This window comes from Glycomyces algeriensis (assembly GCF_027622855.1).
Lineage (GTDB): Bacteria > Actinomycetota > Actinomycetes > Mycobacteriales > Micromonosporaceae > Glycomyces > Glycomyces algeriensis.
In genome coordinates, this window is record NZ_JAPZVR010000006.1 from 335,620 (window position 1) to 354,084 (window position 18,465).

13 protein-coding genes and 1 pseudogene are annotated in these 18,465 nt (G+C 69.1%); 6 read left to right on the forward strand and 8 right to left on the reverse strand.

Going from position 1 to position 18,465, the window contains the following annotated elements; all coding sequences use genetic code 11:
- Window positions 1–62: 62 nt before the first annotated feature.
- From O2L52_RS14155 to O2L52_RS14175, 5 genes are read right to left on the reverse strand one after another with little or no spacing between them, the layout of a single operon-like run.
- Complete coding sequence (locus tag O2L52_RS14155; protein WP_270116245.1) at window positions 63–1,814, reverse strand: ABC transporter ATP-binding protein; 1,752 nt, start codon at window positions 1,812–1,814, stop codon at window positions 63–65.
- Window positions 1,814–3,649, reverse strand: a complete 1,836-nt coding sequence (locus tag O2L52_RS14160; protein ID WP_270116246.1) for an ABC transporter transmembrane domain-containing protein — start codon at window positions 3,647–3,649, stop codon at window positions 1,814–1,816. Before O2L52_RS14160 ends, O2L52_RS14155 begins: the two co-directional genes overlap by 1 nt.
- Window positions 3,650–3,675: 26 nt before the next feature.
- Complete coding sequence (locus O2L52_RS14165; RefSeq protein ID WP_270116248.1) at window positions 3,676–5,880, reverse strand: thioredoxin domain-containing protein; 2,205 nt, start codon at window positions 5,878–5,880, stop codon at window positions 3,676–3,678.
- A gap of 17 nt (window positions 5,881–5,897) precedes the next feature.
- A complete protein-coding gene (locus O2L52_RS14170) occupies window positions 5,898–8,609 on the reverse strand; it encodes a KGGVGR-motif variant AAA ATPase (RefSeq protein ID WP_270116250.1) in 2,712 nt (903 codons plus the stop codon).
- A 3-nt stretch (window positions 8,610–8,612) separates the two neighbouring features.
- A complete protein-coding gene (locus O2L52_RS14175) occupies window positions 8,613–9,029 on the reverse strand; it encodes a hypothetical protein (protein WP_270116252.1) in 417 nt (138 codons plus the stop codon).
- Window positions 9,030–9,302: 273 nt separating this feature from the next.
- On the opposite strand from O2L52_RS14175, the pseudogene O2L52_RS25475 reads away from it, so the two are divergent.
- Window positions 9,303–9,776, forward strand: a pseudogene (locus O2L52_RS25475) (DUF998 domain-containing protein); the annotation flags it as partial.
- Window positions 9,777–9,851: 75 nt separating this feature from the next.
- Here the strand turns inward: O2L52_RS25475 and O2L52_RS14185 are convergent.
- The 3 genes from O2L52_RS14185 to O2L52_RS14195 all read right to left on the reverse strand — a co-directional run bounded on the left by O2L52_RS14185 (window position 9,852) and on the right by O2L52_RS14195 (window position 12,641).
- Window positions 9,852–10,523 carry an aggregation-promoting factor C-terminal-like domain-containing protein gene (locus tag O2L52_RS14185; protein WP_270116256.1) on the reverse strand — a complete coding sequence of 224 codons (672 nt, stop codon included), beginning with the start codon at window positions 10,521–10,523 and terminating at the stop codon, window positions 9,852–9,854.
- A gap of 54 nt (window positions 10,524–10,577) precedes the next feature.
- The gene (locus O2L52_RS14190; protein ID WP_270116257.1) at window positions 10,578–11,267 is read right to left on the reverse strand and encodes an aggregation-promoting factor C-terminal-like domain-containing protein; all 690 of its coding nucleotides are present in this window, start codon (window positions 11,265–11,267) and stop codon (window positions 10,578–10,580) included.
- Window positions 11,268–11,336: 69 nt separating this feature from the next.
- Complete coding sequence (locus tag O2L52_RS14195) at window positions 11,337–12,641, reverse strand: PhoH family protein (protein WP_373897032.1); 1,305 nt, start codon at window positions 12,639–12,641, stop codon at window positions 11,337–11,339.
- Window positions 12,642–12,822: 181 nt separating this feature from the next.
- On the opposite strand from O2L52_RS14195, the gene O2L52_RS14200 reads away from it, so the two are divergent.
- The 5 genes from O2L52_RS14200 to O2L52_RS14220 all read left to right on the forward strand — a co-directional run bounded on the left by O2L52_RS14200 (window position 12,823) and on the right by O2L52_RS14220 (window position 18,105).
- Complete coding sequence (locus O2L52_RS14200) at window positions 12,823–13,089, forward strand: hypothetical protein (protein ID WP_270116260.1); 267 nt, start codon at window positions 12,823–12,825, stop codon at window positions 13,087–13,089.
- Between the two features lie 72 nt (window positions 13,090–13,161).
- A complete protein-coding gene (locus O2L52_RS14205; RefSeq protein WP_270116262.1) occupies window positions 13,162–13,935 on the forward strand; it encodes a hypothetical protein in 774 nt (257 codons plus the stop codon).
- A gap of 35 nt (window positions 13,936–13,970) precedes the next feature.
- Window positions 13,971–16,769 carry an FtsK/SpoIIIE domain-containing protein gene (locus tag O2L52_RS14210; RefSeq protein ID WP_270116264.1) on the forward strand — a complete coding sequence of 933 codons (2,799 nt, stop codon included), beginning with the start codon at window positions 13,971–13,973 and terminating at the stop codon, window positions 16,767–16,769.
- An 8-nt stretch (window positions 16,770–16,777) separates the two neighbouring features.
- Entirely contained in the window at window positions 16,778–17,446 is a 669-nt protein-coding gene (locus tag O2L52_RS14215) for a hypothetical protein (RefSeq protein ID WP_270116266.1), read from the forward strand.
- Between the two features lie 104 nt (window positions 17,447–17,550).
- Window positions 17,551–18,105 (forward strand): hypothetical protein, encoded by a 555-nt coding sequence (locus tag O2L52_RS14220; RefSeq protein WP_205324320.1) that lies wholly within the window; start codon window positions 17,551–17,553, stop codon window positions 18,103–18,105.
- Window positions 18,106–18,465: the final 360 nt, after the last annotated feature.

Consider the following 18,465-nt stretch of genomic DNA (forward strand, 5'->3'; position numbering starts at 1 on the left):
CACCTGGACGACGACGAAGCGGCCCGGGGCATCCGCCCCGAGCCGCTCCTTCTGCCTCCGGCCTAGACCGCCACGCCCTTCCAAGCCCACCACAGGCTCGCGTACGCGCCGCCCGCCTCGAGCAGCTCCGCATGGCTGCCCTCCTCGGCGATCCGGCCGTCCTGCACCACCGCGATCCGGTCCGCCGACTCCGCCGCCTGCAACTGGTGCGCGATCGCGATCACCGTGCGGCCGTTCAGCGCCGCCGCGAGCGCCGCCTCCACGTTCCCCGCACTGCCCGGATCGATCCCCGCCGTCGCCTCGTCCAGGATCACCACATCAGGGTCGGCGAGAATCACGCGCGCCAGCGCCAGCTGCTGCGCCTCGGCCAGATTCAACCGGTGGTGCTCGTCCCCGAGCATCGTGTCCATGCCCTCCGGCAGATCCGCCGCCCAACGCGCGTCCACGGTCGCCAGCGCCGCACGCAGCGCCTCGTCATCCGCCTCAGGCGCGGCCAGGTTCAAGTTCTCCCGCAGGGTCGCCGTGAAGATATAATGCTCCTGCGTCACCAGGACCACCTTGCGGCGCAACACCTCCAGCGGAATATCGGCCACCGGCGCACCGCCCAGCGTCACCGACCCCGCCCGCGGCCGGTCGATCCCGGCCACCAGCCGCGCGATCGTCGACTTCCCCGCCCCGGACGGCCCGACCACGACCAGGCGCTCGCCCCGCCGCGGATGCAGGCTCAAGCCGTGCAGCACGTCAGGACCGTCCCCGTACCCGAACGTCACCGCATCGAGCCGCACCTCCGCGCCCTCCGGCTCGGCCTCCCGGACCTCGTCCGGCATCAAGTGCACGCCCTCGACACGGGCCATCGCCGCCCCGCCCATCTGGAACTCGCTCAGCGACATCATCGTCCGGAACACCGGGCCGTCGAGGCGCAGCGTCAGCATCGCCACCGCGACCACCTCGCCCACCGTCACCCAGTCGTTCAGGTACCAGAGGGCGCCCACGATCGTGACGACCATGGCCGGCGTCAGGAACGTCAAGTCGGTCGCTGGGAAGAACCACGTCTGCAACCGCACGATCCCCTTCAACCGGTCCATGTGCGTTGCCGCCCGCGCATACCCGGCCTCGCCCCGCTCCTCCTGCATCCGGTACGCCGCCACGGTCTGCGCGCCCGCCGCCGAAGCCGTCGCCGTCTCGGCGATCTCGCTCATCGCGGCCCGCTCGCTCAGGAACACCGGGCTCGCCAACCGCAGATACCGCCGACCCGCGATGAACAGCATCGGCATCCCGACCACGAACAGCAGACCCAGCAGCGGGCTCACCACGAACGCCGCGACGATGATCACCGTGCCCTCGATTAGCGCGACCGCGACCTCCGGAGCCGTCTTGCGCAGCAGCTCCGCCACCGCGCCCACATCACCCGACGTCCGCGTCGCGAGGTCACCGGTCCCCGCGCGCTCCACCGTCCCCAGCGGCAACCGCAGCACCCGGTCGATGAACGACTCCCGCAACCGCGCCGCCGCCCGCTCGCCCAACCGGTAGCCCAGGCGCCGTCCGGTGCGCATCAGCACCAGCTGCAGCAGGACGCACGCGACGATCACACCGCACACCAGGTCCACCCGGGACGCCGTCCAACCCGTCCCGATCCCGTCGATGACCTCACCCAGCATCACCGGCAGCGCCGCACTCGCACCGGCGGCCAGCACGTACAGCGCCACCACACCCGCGAACGCGCGCCGGTCCGCCAGCACCAGCCGCCTGATCGCCTCGACCATCGCGGCCCGGCCCGCCACCGGCAGCCGACCCGCAGTTTCCTTGACGCTCATCAGGACTCCTGCCTAGAGGTGAGGGACCGGTACTCGTCTTGCAGCGAAAGCTCCGCATGGCTGCCCGTGGCCCGGACCTTCCCGTCCACCAGCCACGCCACCGCATCGGCACGCGCCAGCCACAACGGCGACGCCGTCACCACCGCCGTCGTGCGCCCCGCCCGCGCCGCCGCCACCCGCTCGGCGATCAGCGACTCGGTGTGCGCGTCCACAGCCGACGTCGGCTCCACCGCGAGCAGCACCTCCGCATCGGCCGCCAGGGCCCGCGCCAGGCGCAGCCGCTGGCGCTGGCCGCCCGAGAGGTTGCGGCCGGCGTTGTGAACCTCGCCGTCCATGCTCGAGCCGAGACTCGAGTGCACATCGCCCGCGCCCGCCGCGCTGATCGCCGCGAGCGCGCGCTCCTCGTCGACCCGCAGGGTCTCGCCGAGGGTCTGCGCGAACAGGTAGTCGTCGCGCAGGAGCAGCACGCGCTCACGCACTTCATCGAGCGTGAGGTCGGCGAGTTTCACGTCGCCCCATTCCGCGCTCGAAACCCGCGCCGCGGCTGAACCCCACGCTGTCGCCGCACCCCGGTCCGCTCCTGAACTCCGCTCCGCGCCCGAAACCCGCGCCGCGGCTGAACCCCACGCTGTCGCCGCACCCCGGTCCGCCCCTGAACTCCGCTCCGTCGCTGCACGTAGTTCCGCCTCCGTACCCGGCTCAGGCCCGGCCTCGCGGTAGCGGGCCAGGCGCTCCATCGCGGCCTCGGCGGGCTTCGCCTCGGCGCTCACGATCACGGTGAGCCGCCCGGGCTCGATCTCGAGCCCCGACTCGGGGTCGCGCAGCGTGCCGGCCGCGCCCGTGGCGGTGCCGTCGTCGGCGATGTCGCTGCGGGTGTTGAAGAACGCGGTGAGCCGCCGGGAGGCGACCTGCGCGGCGATCACGGCCTGGGCCATGCCGATCATCGCGCCCGAGTGCTGCGCGACGAGCGCGGTCATGCCGAACGCGGCCGAGAGCTCTCCGATGGTGATCGTGCCGTGCAGCGCGAGGCGCGCGCCCACCCACGTGACCGCGGCGATGAGCGCCAGCGGCAGGCTCGCTTTCAGGCCCTGCACCCACGAGTCGGCCGTGGCCACCCCGTACCCGGCGTCGCGCAGCTCCGCCGAGGCGGCCCGGTAGCGCCGCGAGAACTGCTCCTCGCCGCCGACCCCGCGCAGCACCCGCAGGCCGCCCACGACGTCGCTCGCCTGCCCCGTGAGGGTCGCGACCGAGGACCGGTACGCGATCTGGTGGTGCTGCAGCCGGCCGAGCACGGGTCCGACCACGAACCCGATGAGCAGCACCCCCGAGAGCGTGGTGATCCCCAATGCGGGGCTGGCCCGCCACAGCAGCACGGCGCCCACGGCCGTCATGACCAGGCCCATCCAGCCGAACCCGAGCTGGAAGATGAACGAACCGGTCTTGTGGGCGTCCTCAGTGGAGAGGTTCACCATCTCGCCCGGGGAGATCGCGCCCCGCACGCCGGTCCCGGCCCGGTTCAGGTGGTCCGTGATGTTGCGGACCGTGCGCACGCGCGCGTGCGACTCGGCCATGAACAGGGACCGGTACCCGGCCACGAACACCCACGAGGACGCGATCGCGACGACCACGAGCATGATCGACCACCGCGCCAGCGGCTCGGCCGACTCCGCCAGGAGCACCTCGTCGATGATCTTCGCGATCGTCCACGGCAGCAGGATCCAGGCCGCTCCGGAGATGCTGAGCAGCACGAACCCGAGCGCGACCAGTCCGGTCTGGGCGCGGGCGACGTACCAGAGGTACCGCCACGGGTCGGCTGGAATGTCCGCGGGGGACAAGGCAGGGGGGTGCAGTGGGTTGGGCTTCACAACTCATAAACGTAGGCACGCGGCTTGCCGGGCGGCAAGCACTTATGTGACAGCTGCCAGTGTGATCCGGCACCCAATGCGGCTCGTATGCGGTTCTTGCGGGTGGCCGGGCCCGGGCCCGGCCCCCCGCGGGGCCCGGGGGGGGGGGGCGCCCGGGGGGCGCGGGGGGGGGGGGGGGGGGGCCCGCCCCCGCCCCCCCCCCCCCGCGTCTCCATGGAGGAGGCGGCCCCTGCGGGGACCGCGCGCGGGTGGGTTCCCGCGCGCGGTCTCGGTATGGCGACGTTCGCGAATCCCCTTCTGTCGCCGCCATCCCGCAGGAGCCGGATGGCTTTTTTGCTATCTACTACAACATGTCCGGTAGTCGAGCGGCAACAGAAAGTTCGCGCCTGTGGATAACTCGGCGTGCCCTGTGGATAACGGCCTGTGGATAACTCCGCGCGCTGGGCGCGGACCAGCGCTTCCGCCACCGCGTGCAGGCCCGCCGTGAAGCGCGGGTTCGCGGCCATCACCGGCTCGGCCCGGGCCACCGCCCGCCACGCGTCGTCCTTGTACGTCTCATCGCCGGTCACCTGGAACGCCTCGAGCATCGCGGCCGCCGCCAGCGCCCAGCCCGAAGCGGTCGGGCCGTCGTGCACATCGGCCGGCCGCGTCACCAGCACTTCCGCGTCGGCGGCCGTGTCGTAGAACCCGCCCTCGAAGTCCGTGAAGTGCTCCCGGATCTGCTCGATCAGGCCCTGCGCGCGGGCGGTCCAGTCGCCGCCGAGCCGCAGGAACCCGAGCGCGACCGCCGCGTAGTCCTCCAGGATCCCCGGCGCCTCCGAGGCGGCGCCGCCGAGCGAGACCCGCGCCAGGCGGCCGTCAGCGCCGATGTGGACACGCCGCAGGAGTTCAGCGGCCTGCTCGGCCGCCAGCAGCGAATCGCGGTGGCCGGTGCGCGAGGCGTACTCGGCGAGCGCCGCGATCGCGAGGCCGTTCCAGGCCGCGACCACCTTGTCGTCCCGCCCCGGCTGCGGCCGGCCGCGCCGGGCCGCGAGCAGCCGGTGGCGCGCCGCCTCCCAGCGGGCGCTCTCGCGCGGATCGCGGGGCAGCTCCAGCACGTTCGCGCCGTGCTCGAAGTTCGGATTCGCGAGGTCGACCCCGAAGGCCTCGGCGGCCCACGCCGCGTCCTCGCCGAGCACCGACTCGAGCTCGGCGGCCGTCCACACGTAGGTGAGGCCCTCGACGCCGTCGGTGTCGGCGTCGAACGCCGCCGCGAACGCGCCCTCCTCGGTCGAGAACCGCTCCAGCAGGAACGCGGCCGTCTCGTCCGCGACCCGCGCGAACAGGGCGTCCTCGCCGTACAGCCGCGAGTACAGCCACAGGAGCTCGGCGTTGTCGTACAGCATCTTCTCGAAGTGCGGCACCGTCCACGCCGCGTCCACGCTGTACCGCGCGAACCCGCCCTCGAGCTGGTCGTAGATCCCGCCGCGCGCCATCCGCTCCGCGGTGAGCCGCACGTGGCCGAGCAGCCGCTCGTCACCGGTGCGCACGTAGGCGTCGCAGAGGAACCGCAGGGCCGGCACGCTCGGGAACTTCGGCGCCCCGCCGAAGCCGCCGTTCACGCCGTCGGCGGAGGCCATCGTCGTCGCCGCGGCCGCGTCGAGCAGCTCGGTGCGGATCGGCGGCGCGGGCGGGCACGGCCCGTCCAGCGGGCACGCCACCGTGACGTCGGCGAACGCCGGGCCGCTCCGCGCGCTCGCCTCGACGATCGCCGCGCCCTGGTGCGCCAGCTCCTCCCGCTGCGTCGTCCACGCCGTGTGCACGGCGTCGAGCAGCCGCAGGAAGTGCGTCTTCGGGAAGTACGTGCCCGCGAAGAACGGCGTCCCGTCAGGGAACGCGAACACGGTCATCGGCCACCCTCCCTGGCCGGTGATCGCCATCGTCGCCTGCATGTAGACCGCGTCCAGGTCGGGCCGCTCCTCCCGGTCGACTTTGATAGCGACGAACCGGGAGTTGATCGCGTCGGCGACCGTCTTGTCCTCGAACGACTCGTGGGCCATCACATGGCACCAGTGGCAGGTCGAGTAGCCGACCGAGATCAGGACCGGGACGTCGCGCTCGGCGGCCTCCGCGAGCGCCGCGGCGCTCCACTGGCGCCACGCCACCGGGTTCTGGGCATGCTGACGCAGATACGGGGACAGGACTCCCGCCAACTCGTTCACAGTCAGCCTTATTCCTCTCAGCCTCGCAACACTCTGGGGCGCTGCTTCATTGGAATACCGAGACCTTGACGGTAAATTTCGGGCAAGACGTACCCACCCTTGTAACTTTCAAGAGCGCCTTGATCGATCAACCGATCGGCTTCATGAGATTGCAAACCGACTTCTTCCAGAGTAAAGGGGGCGCTTACCTTGCCATTAAGCTTCTTTAGTCTATCAAGTAGATTCCCGGTATCGGGATCTTCCTCATTGATAGCATTAATCTTGATCTCACTGCAGGCCTTCAAAGCGTCGCGCATCGCCACTGGTGCCAGCAACCTATCTTCCCAGGAACTGCGCTGCTGCTGCGACAGTTTTGCCGCCTCTCCGAGAAATGCGACAACGTCTCGTGCTTGTACCTGGCCTTGGCAGTCGCCGAGGGCAGCAGGAACCCACATATGAGACCGGCCTTGTCTTGACTTCTCCGATCCCATCTTCCATCCCCAAACTTGGGTCAGGAGGTTAATCACCTCTTCATAATCGAGATCTGAAACCGCGGCTTCCTCAAGCGGTTGCAGGAGTGATCCCGCTCGCGCGGCGACCCATAGTGCAAGGCGTAGCGCCTGATCTTGATCCCATTCAAGCTCGTACGATCGATATCGGTCGAGTAGTTGGGCACTGTTCTGACGAATTGCCCACGGCACGAGATCGCGACGGGTAAGGACGATCAACCCAAGCGGGTGTCCACGCAGCTTTCGGAACCACTCAACCACATCGGTAAAAAGTACCTTTAGTGCAACTGGTGCCGATTCGGAGCGGGAAGTCAGGAACACTTCTTCAAGTCCATCGATTATAAATAGGACAGAATTATCTTGGCTCATCCGGAGAAGATCCGATGCCGGATCATCTGAAGGAGGTAGTCCGACGGAAACGGCGATGACTTCCAGCCAAAACCTTCGCCACTCGACCTCATCATCAGGGCCGACGGACTGCAGCCCTTGCTTTAGCCGCTGTCTAATATCAACCGGCACATCGGTACCAGCGATTCCAGCTCGCTGGGCGAAGTCCAGCCGCAGTTGTTCAGGAGTCAGTCCTTTATCATCAAGCTGCTGAGGGGCAAGAACTGGTACGACATGGGCTTGCCGACTTACCCTAATCCCGGATTTTTCAGCGAACTCAATCCATGTTCTAGATCCGCAAGCCTGGCTAAAAAGGAATGTTTTACCTGATCCCTTCGGTCCGGTGACCAGAACAATGGGCAAATCGGTTTTGTGATTTATAAATAGCTGCCGCAATGGTTCTGTTAGCATGTAATCGCTATTGGACGGGATACCTTTTGCCTCGGCATAGACCATTTCATTCGCTGCCTGTTCGAGGCGCTTGCGACGATCATCGATCGTGACGGGAGTCGGAGGCTCGTGTTCGGGAGAATCAAGGATTGCGCGAGTCGGCGCCAACTCGCTCACCACGCTATCAACTCCGCAGATTCTCAGAGTCTGAAGTACTGATTCCCACGTGGGAGGGAGTGCAAGTAGTTCCTCTCGAAACGGACTTGCCAGAACTTGAGGTAGAATTATCGTGTCCGCAGGATCGGGGGATCCATTGAGCGTCGAAGACAGTGCCTCCTGAAGCTGTTCGGAGGCAAGGTCGAACCTCTTCTGATGGTCATTAGGTCGGTATTGAGTCACGATGACGGAGCTTGCTGGATCTCCATTGTGTTCGCCTATTGACGTCGATTGGGTTGGTGCGCGAAAGCCAAGTTGCTGTATCAGCTCACAAGTTCCTGAGAGTGACTGATCGGCCAAAGTGGTCACAAACACCCGCTGAACTCTTGGGTCCAGTAGGATGGGAGCTGATAGTTCCGAAATCCCGGCACGCAGATCAATTATCACAGTTTCGCACTCGAAGCCGATCGCGAGCTCTGCAAGAGATTCCGTTAGATAATACGGTGACCTCGACGAATCGGTCAAGAGATCGGATGGTTCAATTGCAGGCGGAGTGAGCAACAAGCGTTGGCTTGTCGGAAGAATTGTGATCTCTCCTGGGACTGCATATCGACCGATACTTTGGTTTGGAAGAAACTGGATTGCAGTCTTGACCGCGGTTTGAGCAGTTCCGTCTTCTGAACCATGAAGCAGAGCAATGAAATCTTCGTACGTGAAGTCGATTTGCCGACCTTGGTTGCGATGCATCCGTGTAATGCCGGGCGCAGCCAAGTCTGCATCGACTAGAAGGACTCTTCCTCCCTTTCGCGCGATCTCATCGGCGAGCGCTACGGCGTGCAGTGTTCGCCCGACCCCACCTTTAAATGAGTGGAATGCGATCACTTGAGTTTGACCTGAAAACTGATCCCCTTCCGGGCGCACGATCGGTTTTGTCAGCGCCTTTGTTAGAAAGCGTTCACGAAAGAGGGGGAGCCTCCGAGGGAGATCCGAATCGGTTGCGTACTCAAGAATTACTGGTAGCCCCGCAGTATCGTTTTCAGCGGGTAGATCCAGCTTCAAGCGAAGGCCTTCACCCTCTCCCAGGGCGGACCCAGTGCCGAATGTTTCTTCAAGCCACTCGCGAACTTGTGAGTAGGAAGTTCCCGGTGTTACCAGAAGCTGGAACTGATCCCACCAAGGATCGACTGACTGAAGCCATTCAGGCCATCCATCGACAATAGCAAGCGCTGCGAGGTGGTCCTCGATGTTGGTCCATGTGAATAGGTGTTCAGGAGGGTTGATCTGTTCGCTGGTGCGATCGTCAGCCACGGCTTATCCTTCCTTGCACTTACTGATAACAAATCTGAGGATTTCATTCGCTCGTTTTTCGGTGCCTACTTCAAGTTTTGCACCATATCGCCAATGTTCGTGCAGCTTTGCCACCTCAACGGGAGACCGATCGGGCGTCCGGCACGCAGCTAGAGATTGAAGTTTCTTCGCAAATGGTGCGGAGAACTTCAGATCCTTTGCGAGCCGAATCAGGTCATGGTGTCGCTGGTCGCCGAGAGCGGCGGTGGTGCGAGCTCGTTGACGCTGGAGCATGAGGGTCTTGAGGGCGCACTCTGCCGAGTAGAAGAGCAGCATACAGATTGTCTCGAGATCGGCGTTGACGCTGTTTTCCAGCTGGTCAGCGGATGCAAGGAGTGCATCTCGGCGGCGTCGGAGATCGCTGATGCCGGCATCTGTCATCCATTCAGTATGGCAGCTGCTCATGCCAGGAGCGGAGTGAGTCTGGAGCTAGAAGGACGCTGTACTGATGAGGGTAGGGCAGGCGCTACCACCGGCCGGGTGCAGGCGGGGGGAGCGATTCGGGTGCCCGCGTCACTGAATCCGGGGCCCGTTTTCGCGAGGCTTAACAGCATGATCATTCATGCGCCCCTTGGCGACAGTGCCGACACTGCGACCACCCTCAAGGGACTGACGACGGCCGGTTTCACCGCGCTCGGCGTCGGGTTCGCCGCTATGGTCGTCCTCCACGCGACCTCCGGCCTCAACCCCGTCGAGGTCGTCATCAGCCTCCACCTCTACACCCCGCTCGGCTGGCTCCTGCCGGTCGCGCTCGTCCTCTTCGGGCTCGGCGCCTGCGCCTTCGCCGCCGTCGCCCGCCGTGTCGCGGCCCCGCGCTGGCTCAGCCCGATGCTCCTGGTCTGGGCCGGGTTCCTGGGCCTGGTGGCCCTGTTCCCGACCGACCCGCCCGGCCTCCCCGAGGTGTCGCTGATCTCGGCGATCCACCGCTACGCGGCGTTCTGCGCCTTCAGCACCATGGCCGTCATGGGCCTCGCGTTCGCCCGCTGGGCGAAGGGCACCGAATGCCCCGAGAGGACCCGCAAGGCGATCCTCGCGGCCAGCTGGATCGCCGTCATCGCGCTCACCGCCTGCTCGGCGCCGTACGTGGCCGAGTGGTTCGGGGTGCCGCGCGAGCCGGGCGCGTTCGCGGCGGGCCTGCTGCAGCGCACCACGGTGGGCATGGAGCTGGTGGCCCTGGCGTTCGTGGGCGCCTGGCTCAAGGGCTCAGTAGAAGCCCTCGGCCTCGGATTTGGCCCAGGCGTCGCAGGGGGCGTCGTACCGGCGCTCGATGTAGTCGAGGCCCCAGAGGATCTGCGTGACGGGGTTGGTGCGCCAGTCGTCGCCGAAGTCCGCCATCTTGTTGCCGGGGTAGGACTGCGGAATGCCGTAGGCGCCGATCGAGTTCTCGGCCAGTTCGTTCCAGCCGGACTCCTTGTCCCACAGGAGCTCCAGGCACGCGAACTGCTCCAGGTCGAACCCGGCCTCGAGCGTGAGCGCGCAGCCGGTCGCCTTGTTCCCGGAGAACTCGTCGCAGCTGGACGGGATGTCGACTGACGTCGGGTTGTTGTTCGCGGCGGCCTCCTCAGCGGCCTGGTCGGCGTCCTCCTGGGCGTCGTTCAGGCCGTTCGCCTTGTCCGCGGCGTACTCGAAGACCGCCTCGGCTTTGACGGTGACGTCGGCGCCGGCGGTCGCGGCGATGTAGTCGCGGTGGTGCCCGCGCGCCTCCTCGTAGGCGGCCTCGGCGTCGGCCTGCTGCTCGGCGGCGGCCTGGCCGGGGTGGTCGGCGTCGATCTGGGCCGGGTCGTCGGTGATGGCGGAGACGGCGATGAGGGCGCCGATCGCGAGCACCACGAGTGCGGCGATCCGGGCCCCGTAGCGGGTCAGCTTCGGGATCATGAGGGGCTCCAAGAAAAGACCGCCGCCCGGCGGACCGGGCGGCGGTGGGGGTCGCTAGTACCAGCCGACGTCTTCGGAGTGGTTCCAGGCCTCGCAGGGCGTGCCGTAGCGGCCCTCGATGTAGCCCAGGCCCCACTCGATCTGCGTGACGGGGTTGGTCTCCCAGTCGGCGCCCTCGCTGGCCATCTTGTCGCCGGGGAGGGCCTGGGGGATGCCGTAGGCGCCGATGCCGTTGGCGGCGGTGTGGTTCCAGCCGGACTCGCGGTCCCAGAGGGCCACGAGGCAGCCGATCTCGTCCATGCCGAAACCGTGCTCCTGCGCGAGGGCGCAGCCGGTGGCCTTGTTGCCGGAGTACTCGCCGCAGCTGCCGGGGATGTCCACATCGGTGCGGCCGGCGTTCGCGGCCGCCTCGGCGGCCTCTTCGGCCTCCTGCTCGGCCTCGTCGGCTTCCTTCTGGGCGTCGTTGAGGCTGTTCGCCTTGTCGGCGGCGTAGCTCGAGACGGCCTCGGACTTGACGGTGACGTCGGCGCCGGCGGTCTCGGCGATGTAGTTGACGTGCTGGTAGCGGACTTCCTCGTACGCGGCTTCGGCTTCGGCCTGCTGTTCGGCCGCGGCCTGGCTGGGGTGGTTCGCGTCGGTCTGCCAGAGATTGTCGCTCGCGGCGCTGACGGCCACGACGGCCCCGAGTGCAAGGACGAGCACGGCGGCGAGTTTCGCGCCGTAGCGGGTCAGCAGTGGGATCATTCGCTCTACTCCTGTGTCCCGGGCGTCTGTCCACAGACGCCCGGGACACAGCATGCCAGAGCGGTGTTCCTAGCCTTCCAGCAGGTTGGTGACCATTTCCGCGATCTCCGAACGCTCACTGCGCGTAAGCGTCACGTGAGCGAACAGTGGGTGGCCCTTGAGCACGTCGATCACCGACGCGACCCCGTCGTGGCGGCCCACCCGCAGGTTGTCGCGTTGCGCGACGTCGTGGGTGAGCACCACTTTGGAACCCTGGCCGATGCGCGAGAGCACCGTCAGGAGCACCCCGCGCTCGAGCGACTGCGCTTCGTCGACGATGACGAACGCGTCGTGCAGCGAGCGGCCGCGGATGTGCGTGAGCGGCAGGACTTCGAGCATCCCGCGCTCCAGCACCTCCGAGATCACGACCTCGTTGGTGACGGCGCCCAGCGTGTCGAACACGGCCTGGCCCCACGGGCTCATCTTCTCGCCCTCGGAGCCGGGCAGGTAGCCCAGCTGCTGGCCGCCGACCGCGTACAGCGGCCGGAACACGATGACCTTCTTGAACAGCTCGCGTTCGAGCACCTGCTCGAGCCCGGCGCACAGCGCCATCGCGGACTTGCCCGTGCCGGCCTTCCCGCCGAGCGACACGATCCCGATCTCGGGATCGAGCAGCAGGTCGAGCGCGACCCGTTGCTCGGCGGAGCGGCCGTGGACGCCGAAGGCGTCACGACCCCGGATGAGGCGGATCTGCTTGTCCACAGTGACCCGGCCCAGCGCCTTCGAGCTGTTGCCGGTGAGGACCAGCCCGGTATGGCAGGGCAGCTCCACGTCGTGCGGGAGGTCCGCTTCGCCGCCGTCGAAGAGCTGATCGATCACTTCGTCGGACACGGCGAGCTCGTGCATCCCGGACCACGTGGGGTCCACGGCCTGCCCGTGGCGGTACTCCTCTGTCGGAATGCCGACAGCGGAGGCCTTGACCCGCAGCGGCATGTCCTTGGTGACCAGCACCGCGTCGGCGCCTTCGAGCCCCAGTGCCCGGGTGACGGCGATGATGCGCGAGTCGTTGGTGTCCACGGCGAAACCGGCCGGCAGGCCGGAGGTGTCGACGTGGTTGAGCTCGACCCGGATGGAACCGCCGTGGTCCCCGACGGGGATCGGCTGGTCGAGGCGCCCGTGCCTGATGCGGAGTTCGTCGAGGCGCCTGAGGCACTCCCGGGCGAACCAGCCCAGTTCGGGATGGTGGCGTTTGGCCTCCAGTTCGCTTACTACGACGAGCGGAATGACCACGTGGTGTTCGTCGAACCGTGAGAACGCACCAGGGTCTGATAGCAGAACCGAGGTGTCGAGGACGTAAGTGCGTTGCACTGGCACGGTCGCCTCCCGGGTGTCGATGTGTAGGGGACGAGCCCCGTTGGTACTCACACTCTAGTTGGGAGGTACGTCACTTCGCCACCGTTAAATGCATCGAAAGCAATACTCGCAGTCACGGCGGCGTCGGAAATCCGACAAAGCAGACACGCCGGGTTATCGGTCGATGACTGAAAGTGGACGTTTCCTCGGTGAGAATGAGCCTGTGTCCACCGTGAGCGTCGCCGAACTCAAGTCCGCCATCGCCGCCGCCCTCCAGCAGGTCCGCGACGGCCAGGCCGCCATTGCCTCCGCCAGCCAGAACATCGAGTCCGCCCAGGGGAGCCTCACCGCCGTCACCGCCGGGTCGGGGCACGACTCGGTCGCCACCGCCCAGGCCGCGCTCGCGCAGGCCGCCGCCGAACTCGAGCAGTCGCTCGCCGCCACCTTCGCCGCCGCCGAGCAGGCCGAGGCCTACGCCGCGACCCTCTAGACCGTCCCTCTGAACCGTGTGCCCGCCAACCGTGTCCGCGCAAAGCAGTGTCGATGTAGAACGGAGCCCCCTGTGGACGTCGCCGCCCTCGCCGGGCACCTCAAGGCCCTGGCCGCCGACCTCCCGCTGCCCGCCCTCGACACCGCCGACCAGTGCTTCGAAGCGGCCCAGGCCGAAGTCAAAGAGGCCTCGCGCGAATCGAACCAGGAGATCGGCCTCCACAAGCTCGGCGCCGCCCGCGAACGCCTCGACGCCGCCCGCGTCCGCCTCACCGAGGCCGCCACCGCGATCGACGACTACCTCGCCGGCATCGGCGCCGGAGCCGCCCCGGCACCGGTCGCGAACGCCCCCAAGGCCAGTGCCGCGAAGCCGCCGCCGGTCGACCCGAGGCGGTGGTGGACCGACCGCGTGAACGAGCTCTGCGACCGCACCGGCGCCGCCGACCCGCAGCAGGTGCCGCCCACGCGCCTGTTCAACGACCTGCTCAAAGCCGCCGGCGACGGCAACGCCGAGGCCTACTGCAAGCGCCTGCGCGACGCCGGCCCGCAGACCGGCGTCAAGCTGCCCGGGCTCGCCTGGCCGCTGATGCGCACCCTCGCCGCCGAGCACCTCGGCCGCGCCCCCACCGCGCGCGACGTGCCCGCCCTGCGCGACAAGTGCGCCGACAAAGTGCGGTCCCTCGTGCCCAAGGCCGAGCCCGACCACATCGGCGCCGCACTCGCCTCGGCCTGCACCCTGGGGCGCCGGGGCGCCGACGACGAAGGCGACGCGGCCCGGACCGCGGCGATGGGCCCGGCCCTGGTCGCGGCCCTGCACCGGTTGAGCAAGAGCGAGCGGAGGGCGTGATCATGAGCAGCTGGCGGCGACGACTGGTATCGGCCATGAGCGACGAACTCGGGCGCGCCCGCGGCGAAGCCCGGTTCCTCGCCGAGCGCACCGCGGCCGAAGCCGATCACGAACGCGCCAAGGCCGAGCAGGCGATCACCGACGCGACCCGCAAGCAGTCGCAGCTCAGGAGCATCCACGAGCGCATGCTCGCCACCCTCGAGGCCCGCAGCGCCAGCGCGGTCCAGAGTGCCCACGAGGCCGCCCTCCAAGCGGCCCGCGACGCCGCCCCGACGGCGGCCGGCGCACCGTGGCGCGCATGGAAGCCCGAATCGGGCCTGACCCGCGGCGCGGCCCCGATGCTCCGCATCGGCACCCTCGCCGACAGCGAGCAGATCCTTCCTTCACCTCCCCCCGTGCCCACCCGCCCCGCCGCCACCACCAGTGCCGCCACGACCGCCGCCGGCATCCAGGCCTTGACGACCATGGCCACGATGCCTGACATGACCGCCACCAGCGCTGCGACCGGCACCCTTCTCGAGTGCGCCGATGCCGGTGATGCGAGTGTGACAGAGGGGTACGACATTGCAGTGCCTACGGCGACCGCGGCATCACTCCCCGCGTTGATCCCGCTGCTCGACCGGGCGCACCTTCGCATCGACACCGATGCGGCGCAAGCACTTCCGGGCCTGCTGCTGCGCGCCGTCGGATCGGTCCCCGCCGGGCTCACGCGCCTCCATGTCTACGACCCGGAGCGGCTCGGCGGATCGCTCTCCGCGTTCGCCGCCCTCGGCAAGGCCGGGCTGCTCGCGTTCATCGGGCCCTCCGGGCTCCGCGAGACGCTCGACGCGCTCGTCGAGACCGTCCGCCGCGTCAACGCCGAAGTCCTCGCGGGGGAGCACGCCTCGCTCGCGGAGCTCGCCGCCGCCACCGGGCGCCGCCCCGAGCCGTGGCGCATCCTCGTCCTCCTCAATGCCGACCTCGCCACCTGGCCCGCCCACGACCAGGCCCAGCTCGCCCGCTTGCGCCGCACCGGCGTCGCCGCCGGGGTGCACCTCGTCGTCGTCGGCGACGACACCGCCGGCCCCGCCGACCTGCCGCGCCTCACCGCCACCGGCTACACCGGGCTCCCGGGCGCCGCCATCGGGCTCGACGGGCCACCGCCGCTGGGGACCATCACGGCCGCCGCCAAGGCCGTCGCCGAGAAGCACAGCGCTGGCAGGGAGCCCGCCCGGCTCGTCGACCTCCTCCCGCAGCGGCTCTGGGCCGCCTCCTCCGCCCCGGGCCTCTTCGCGGCGATCGGCGAGACCGCCGCCGGCGACGTCGCCCGCCTTGCCCTCGGCGACAACCCGCCCCACGCGCTCGTCGGCGGCCCCTCCGGTTCGGGCAAGACCAACCTGCTCTACGCCTGGATCGCCGGGCTCGCCTCCAACTACAGCCCCGACGAGCTCGCGCTCTACCTCCTCGACTTCAAAGAGGGCGTCTCCTTCGCGCGCTTCGCGTCCGGCCGCCGCGACCCCACCTGGCTCCCGCACGTGCGCCTCGTCGGCGTCAACATCAACGACGACCGCGAGTTCGGCCTCGCCCTCCTGCGCCACCTCAAAGAGGAGCTGCGCCGCCGCGCCGAGGCCGCCAAAGCCCACGAGGCCACCAAACTCGAAGAGCTCCGCGCCGCCGACCCCGAAGGGCACTGGCCCCGCATCGTCGCCGTCGTGGACGAGTTCCAGGTGCTCCTGGAGGCCCGCGACGCCGTCACCGACGAAGCCGTCCAGCTCCTCGAGGACCTCGCCCGCCGCGGCCGCAGCCAGGGCATCCACCTCGTGCTCGCCTCCCAGGACATCGCCGGGATCGAAGCCTTGTGGGGCCGCCCCAGCCTCGTCGCCCAGTTCACCCTCCGCGTCGCCCTCCCCAAGGCCCGCAGGGTCCTCGCCGAGAACAACCACGCCGCCGACACCGTCCCGCGCTTCCACGCCGTCGTCAACGACGAGTCGGGGCACTCCGGGGCCAACCGGATCGTCGCCGTCCCCAACGCCGGGCACGCCGACGCCTGGGAGCCGCTCCAGAAGCGCCTCTGGGAGGCCCGCCCCAACGGCAACGAACCGCCCGCCCTCTTCGACGGCGACCACGTCCCCGACCTCACCGCCACCGCACCGCCGCCCGAGACCGCGCTCCTGGGCCAGACCATCGACGTCGCCTCCCGCGGCGCCGAACTCGCCCTCCACCGCGCACCCGGCCGCAACCTCGCCATCCTCGGCACCAGGGCCGCCGAAGCCGCCGACATCCTCGGCGCCGCCGCCCTCACCGCGGCCCGCGGTCAGCGCATCGGCGTCGACCTGTGCTGCCTCGAACCCGACGCGGCCCCGTCCGCGCTCGCCCTCGCCTCGGCGCTCGAAGCCGAAGGCGCCGAAGTCGACTGGCACGACAGCCTCGCCGAGGTCTGCAACGACTGGGCCGGGCGTTGCGACGGGACGCTGCGCCTCAACCTGGTGTACGCGGTCGACGCCGGGTCGGCGCGCCTCGACGCGCCCGGGACGGCCGCCCTGCGCCGCATGCTCATCGACGGCCCCGAGCAGCACCTGCACACGCTCGGCTGGTGGCGGTCGGTACCGCGCCTGCGCGAGGACCTCGGCGGTTTCTCGGCCCGCTTCGACGCCGTGGACGCGTGGCTCGCGCTCGACGTCCAGGGGCCCGAGCTGGCCCCGCTCTCGCCCGCGAGCGGCGGCCCCGCCTGGTACCCGCGGGTGCGCCGCGGCCTGTACTTCGACCGGGCCCGGCACCGCACGCCGCAGGTCGTCATCCCCTATAGGACAGCTGCGCTGCTGCCGCGGCCGGAGGCCGTCCTCGACCTGCCGTAAGGAGCGCCATGCCGACCAGTGACACCGAGTACGCCACCGCCGTAGCCGCCTACCTGAAGGAGCGGGCCGACGCGGACGCCGAGATCCGCGCCGCCGTCGTCGCCTACCGCAGTGAGGCCGACCGGCTCGCCGCGGCCGTCGAAGCCGCCCGCACCGCCCGCGAGGACGCCGACAGCGCCTCGGTGAACGCGGCGGCGCTCGTGGCCGAGACCGACAAGACCGTCACGGTCATGTGGCGCGCCCTCGGCGACTTCGTAGGGCACCGCCGCACCGGCCCCACGCCCTCGGCAGGAGCGCCCGACCCGGAGCCGGACGCGGAGCGCGTGCGGGCCCGGCTCGAGCGCTCCGAGCGGCTCCTCTCCCTCGCCCGGCAGGGTGAACTGCCGATCGAGGCGCCCCGCCACACCGAGATCACCGCCGCCGTCATCGGCCTCGGCCTGGGATCGCTCGCGGTCTGGGCGGCGCTGGGGCTGCTCTCGACGCCGGGGGTGCCGTTCGCGGAGGCCCTGGCCGCGCTGACGCTGTTCGCGGGGCTCGCGACGGGCCCGATCGCACTGGGGGTGTGGCTGTCCTGGCAGTACCGGGTGCGGGCGCGCCCGGGGCAGACCCTGGTGTGCGTGGGGGCCGCGATCGTCGCGGTGTGCGCGCTGGCGGGTCTGTTCATGCGCGGCCTGTAGGGGCCCGGGCGTGCCGGATCGGCGGATCGCGGGGCCTCAGTCGGCAGGGCGTGGACGCGATGGGGTACACCTGATGCGTCAACGAAACGTGAGGAGTCCCGTCAATGGCCGCCATCGACGACACCGGCTCGTGGCATTACGGCCCACTGCCGTCCACTGACGACGCCCCCGCCTGGATCTACGGGATCGTCCCGGACGGCTGGATCGCCGGCATGCCCGACGTGACCGTGGACCGCGACGAGATGATCATCATCTGCCCGCTGCCGACCCCGGACCACCCGGCGGACGCGACCGAGTCCGACCGGGCCGCGACCGAGGAGGGCCGGATCTCGCGGTTCCGGGAGGCCACGCGGGACATGCGCGTGCAGATCGCGCAGCAGCTGCAGTACCGGTACCACCGGCAGTCCTCGTGGGGGGCGCGCTGCGGCTCCACGACGATGGTGTTCACGCACCAGTCGCTGCCGGTGACGACGCGTCTGCGCCAGCCCGAGCGGCTGGTCCTGGACACGCTCGTGGGCTCGGGCGTGGCCGCGTCGCGCTCGGACGCGCTCGCGTGGTGCGTGCGCCTGGTCGAGCAGCACGCGGAGGACTGGCTGAAGGAGCTGCGGGAGGCCATGGTGAGCGTGGACGAACTGCGCCGCCGGGGGCCCTCGGTGTAGCCGCGAGACGAGATGCAGGGCCCGGACGTGCGCGTTCGGGCCCCTTTTTCGTGTGCCCAGCCGTGCCTCAGCGCAGGAGCAGGTAGGCCAGGAGGACCGCCAGGACGATGGCGATCGCGACGACGAAGCCGACCGTGGCGCTCTTCGCGCGGTTCGACTGCGGTTCCGGTTCTCGGTGCGCCATGGGCGTCTCCAACGCTTCGACACTCGGGTGCGGCTGTGCAGACCTGCATCTTCACCCACGACGGGCCGGGGTGCGGCCATTCGGGCCAAAACGACCGCGACTCGTGCGCGAAACGCCATCGCGATCGCGCGCTAACGCGCTCGTTCCATGATCGAAACCGATCGCATTAGTTGTGA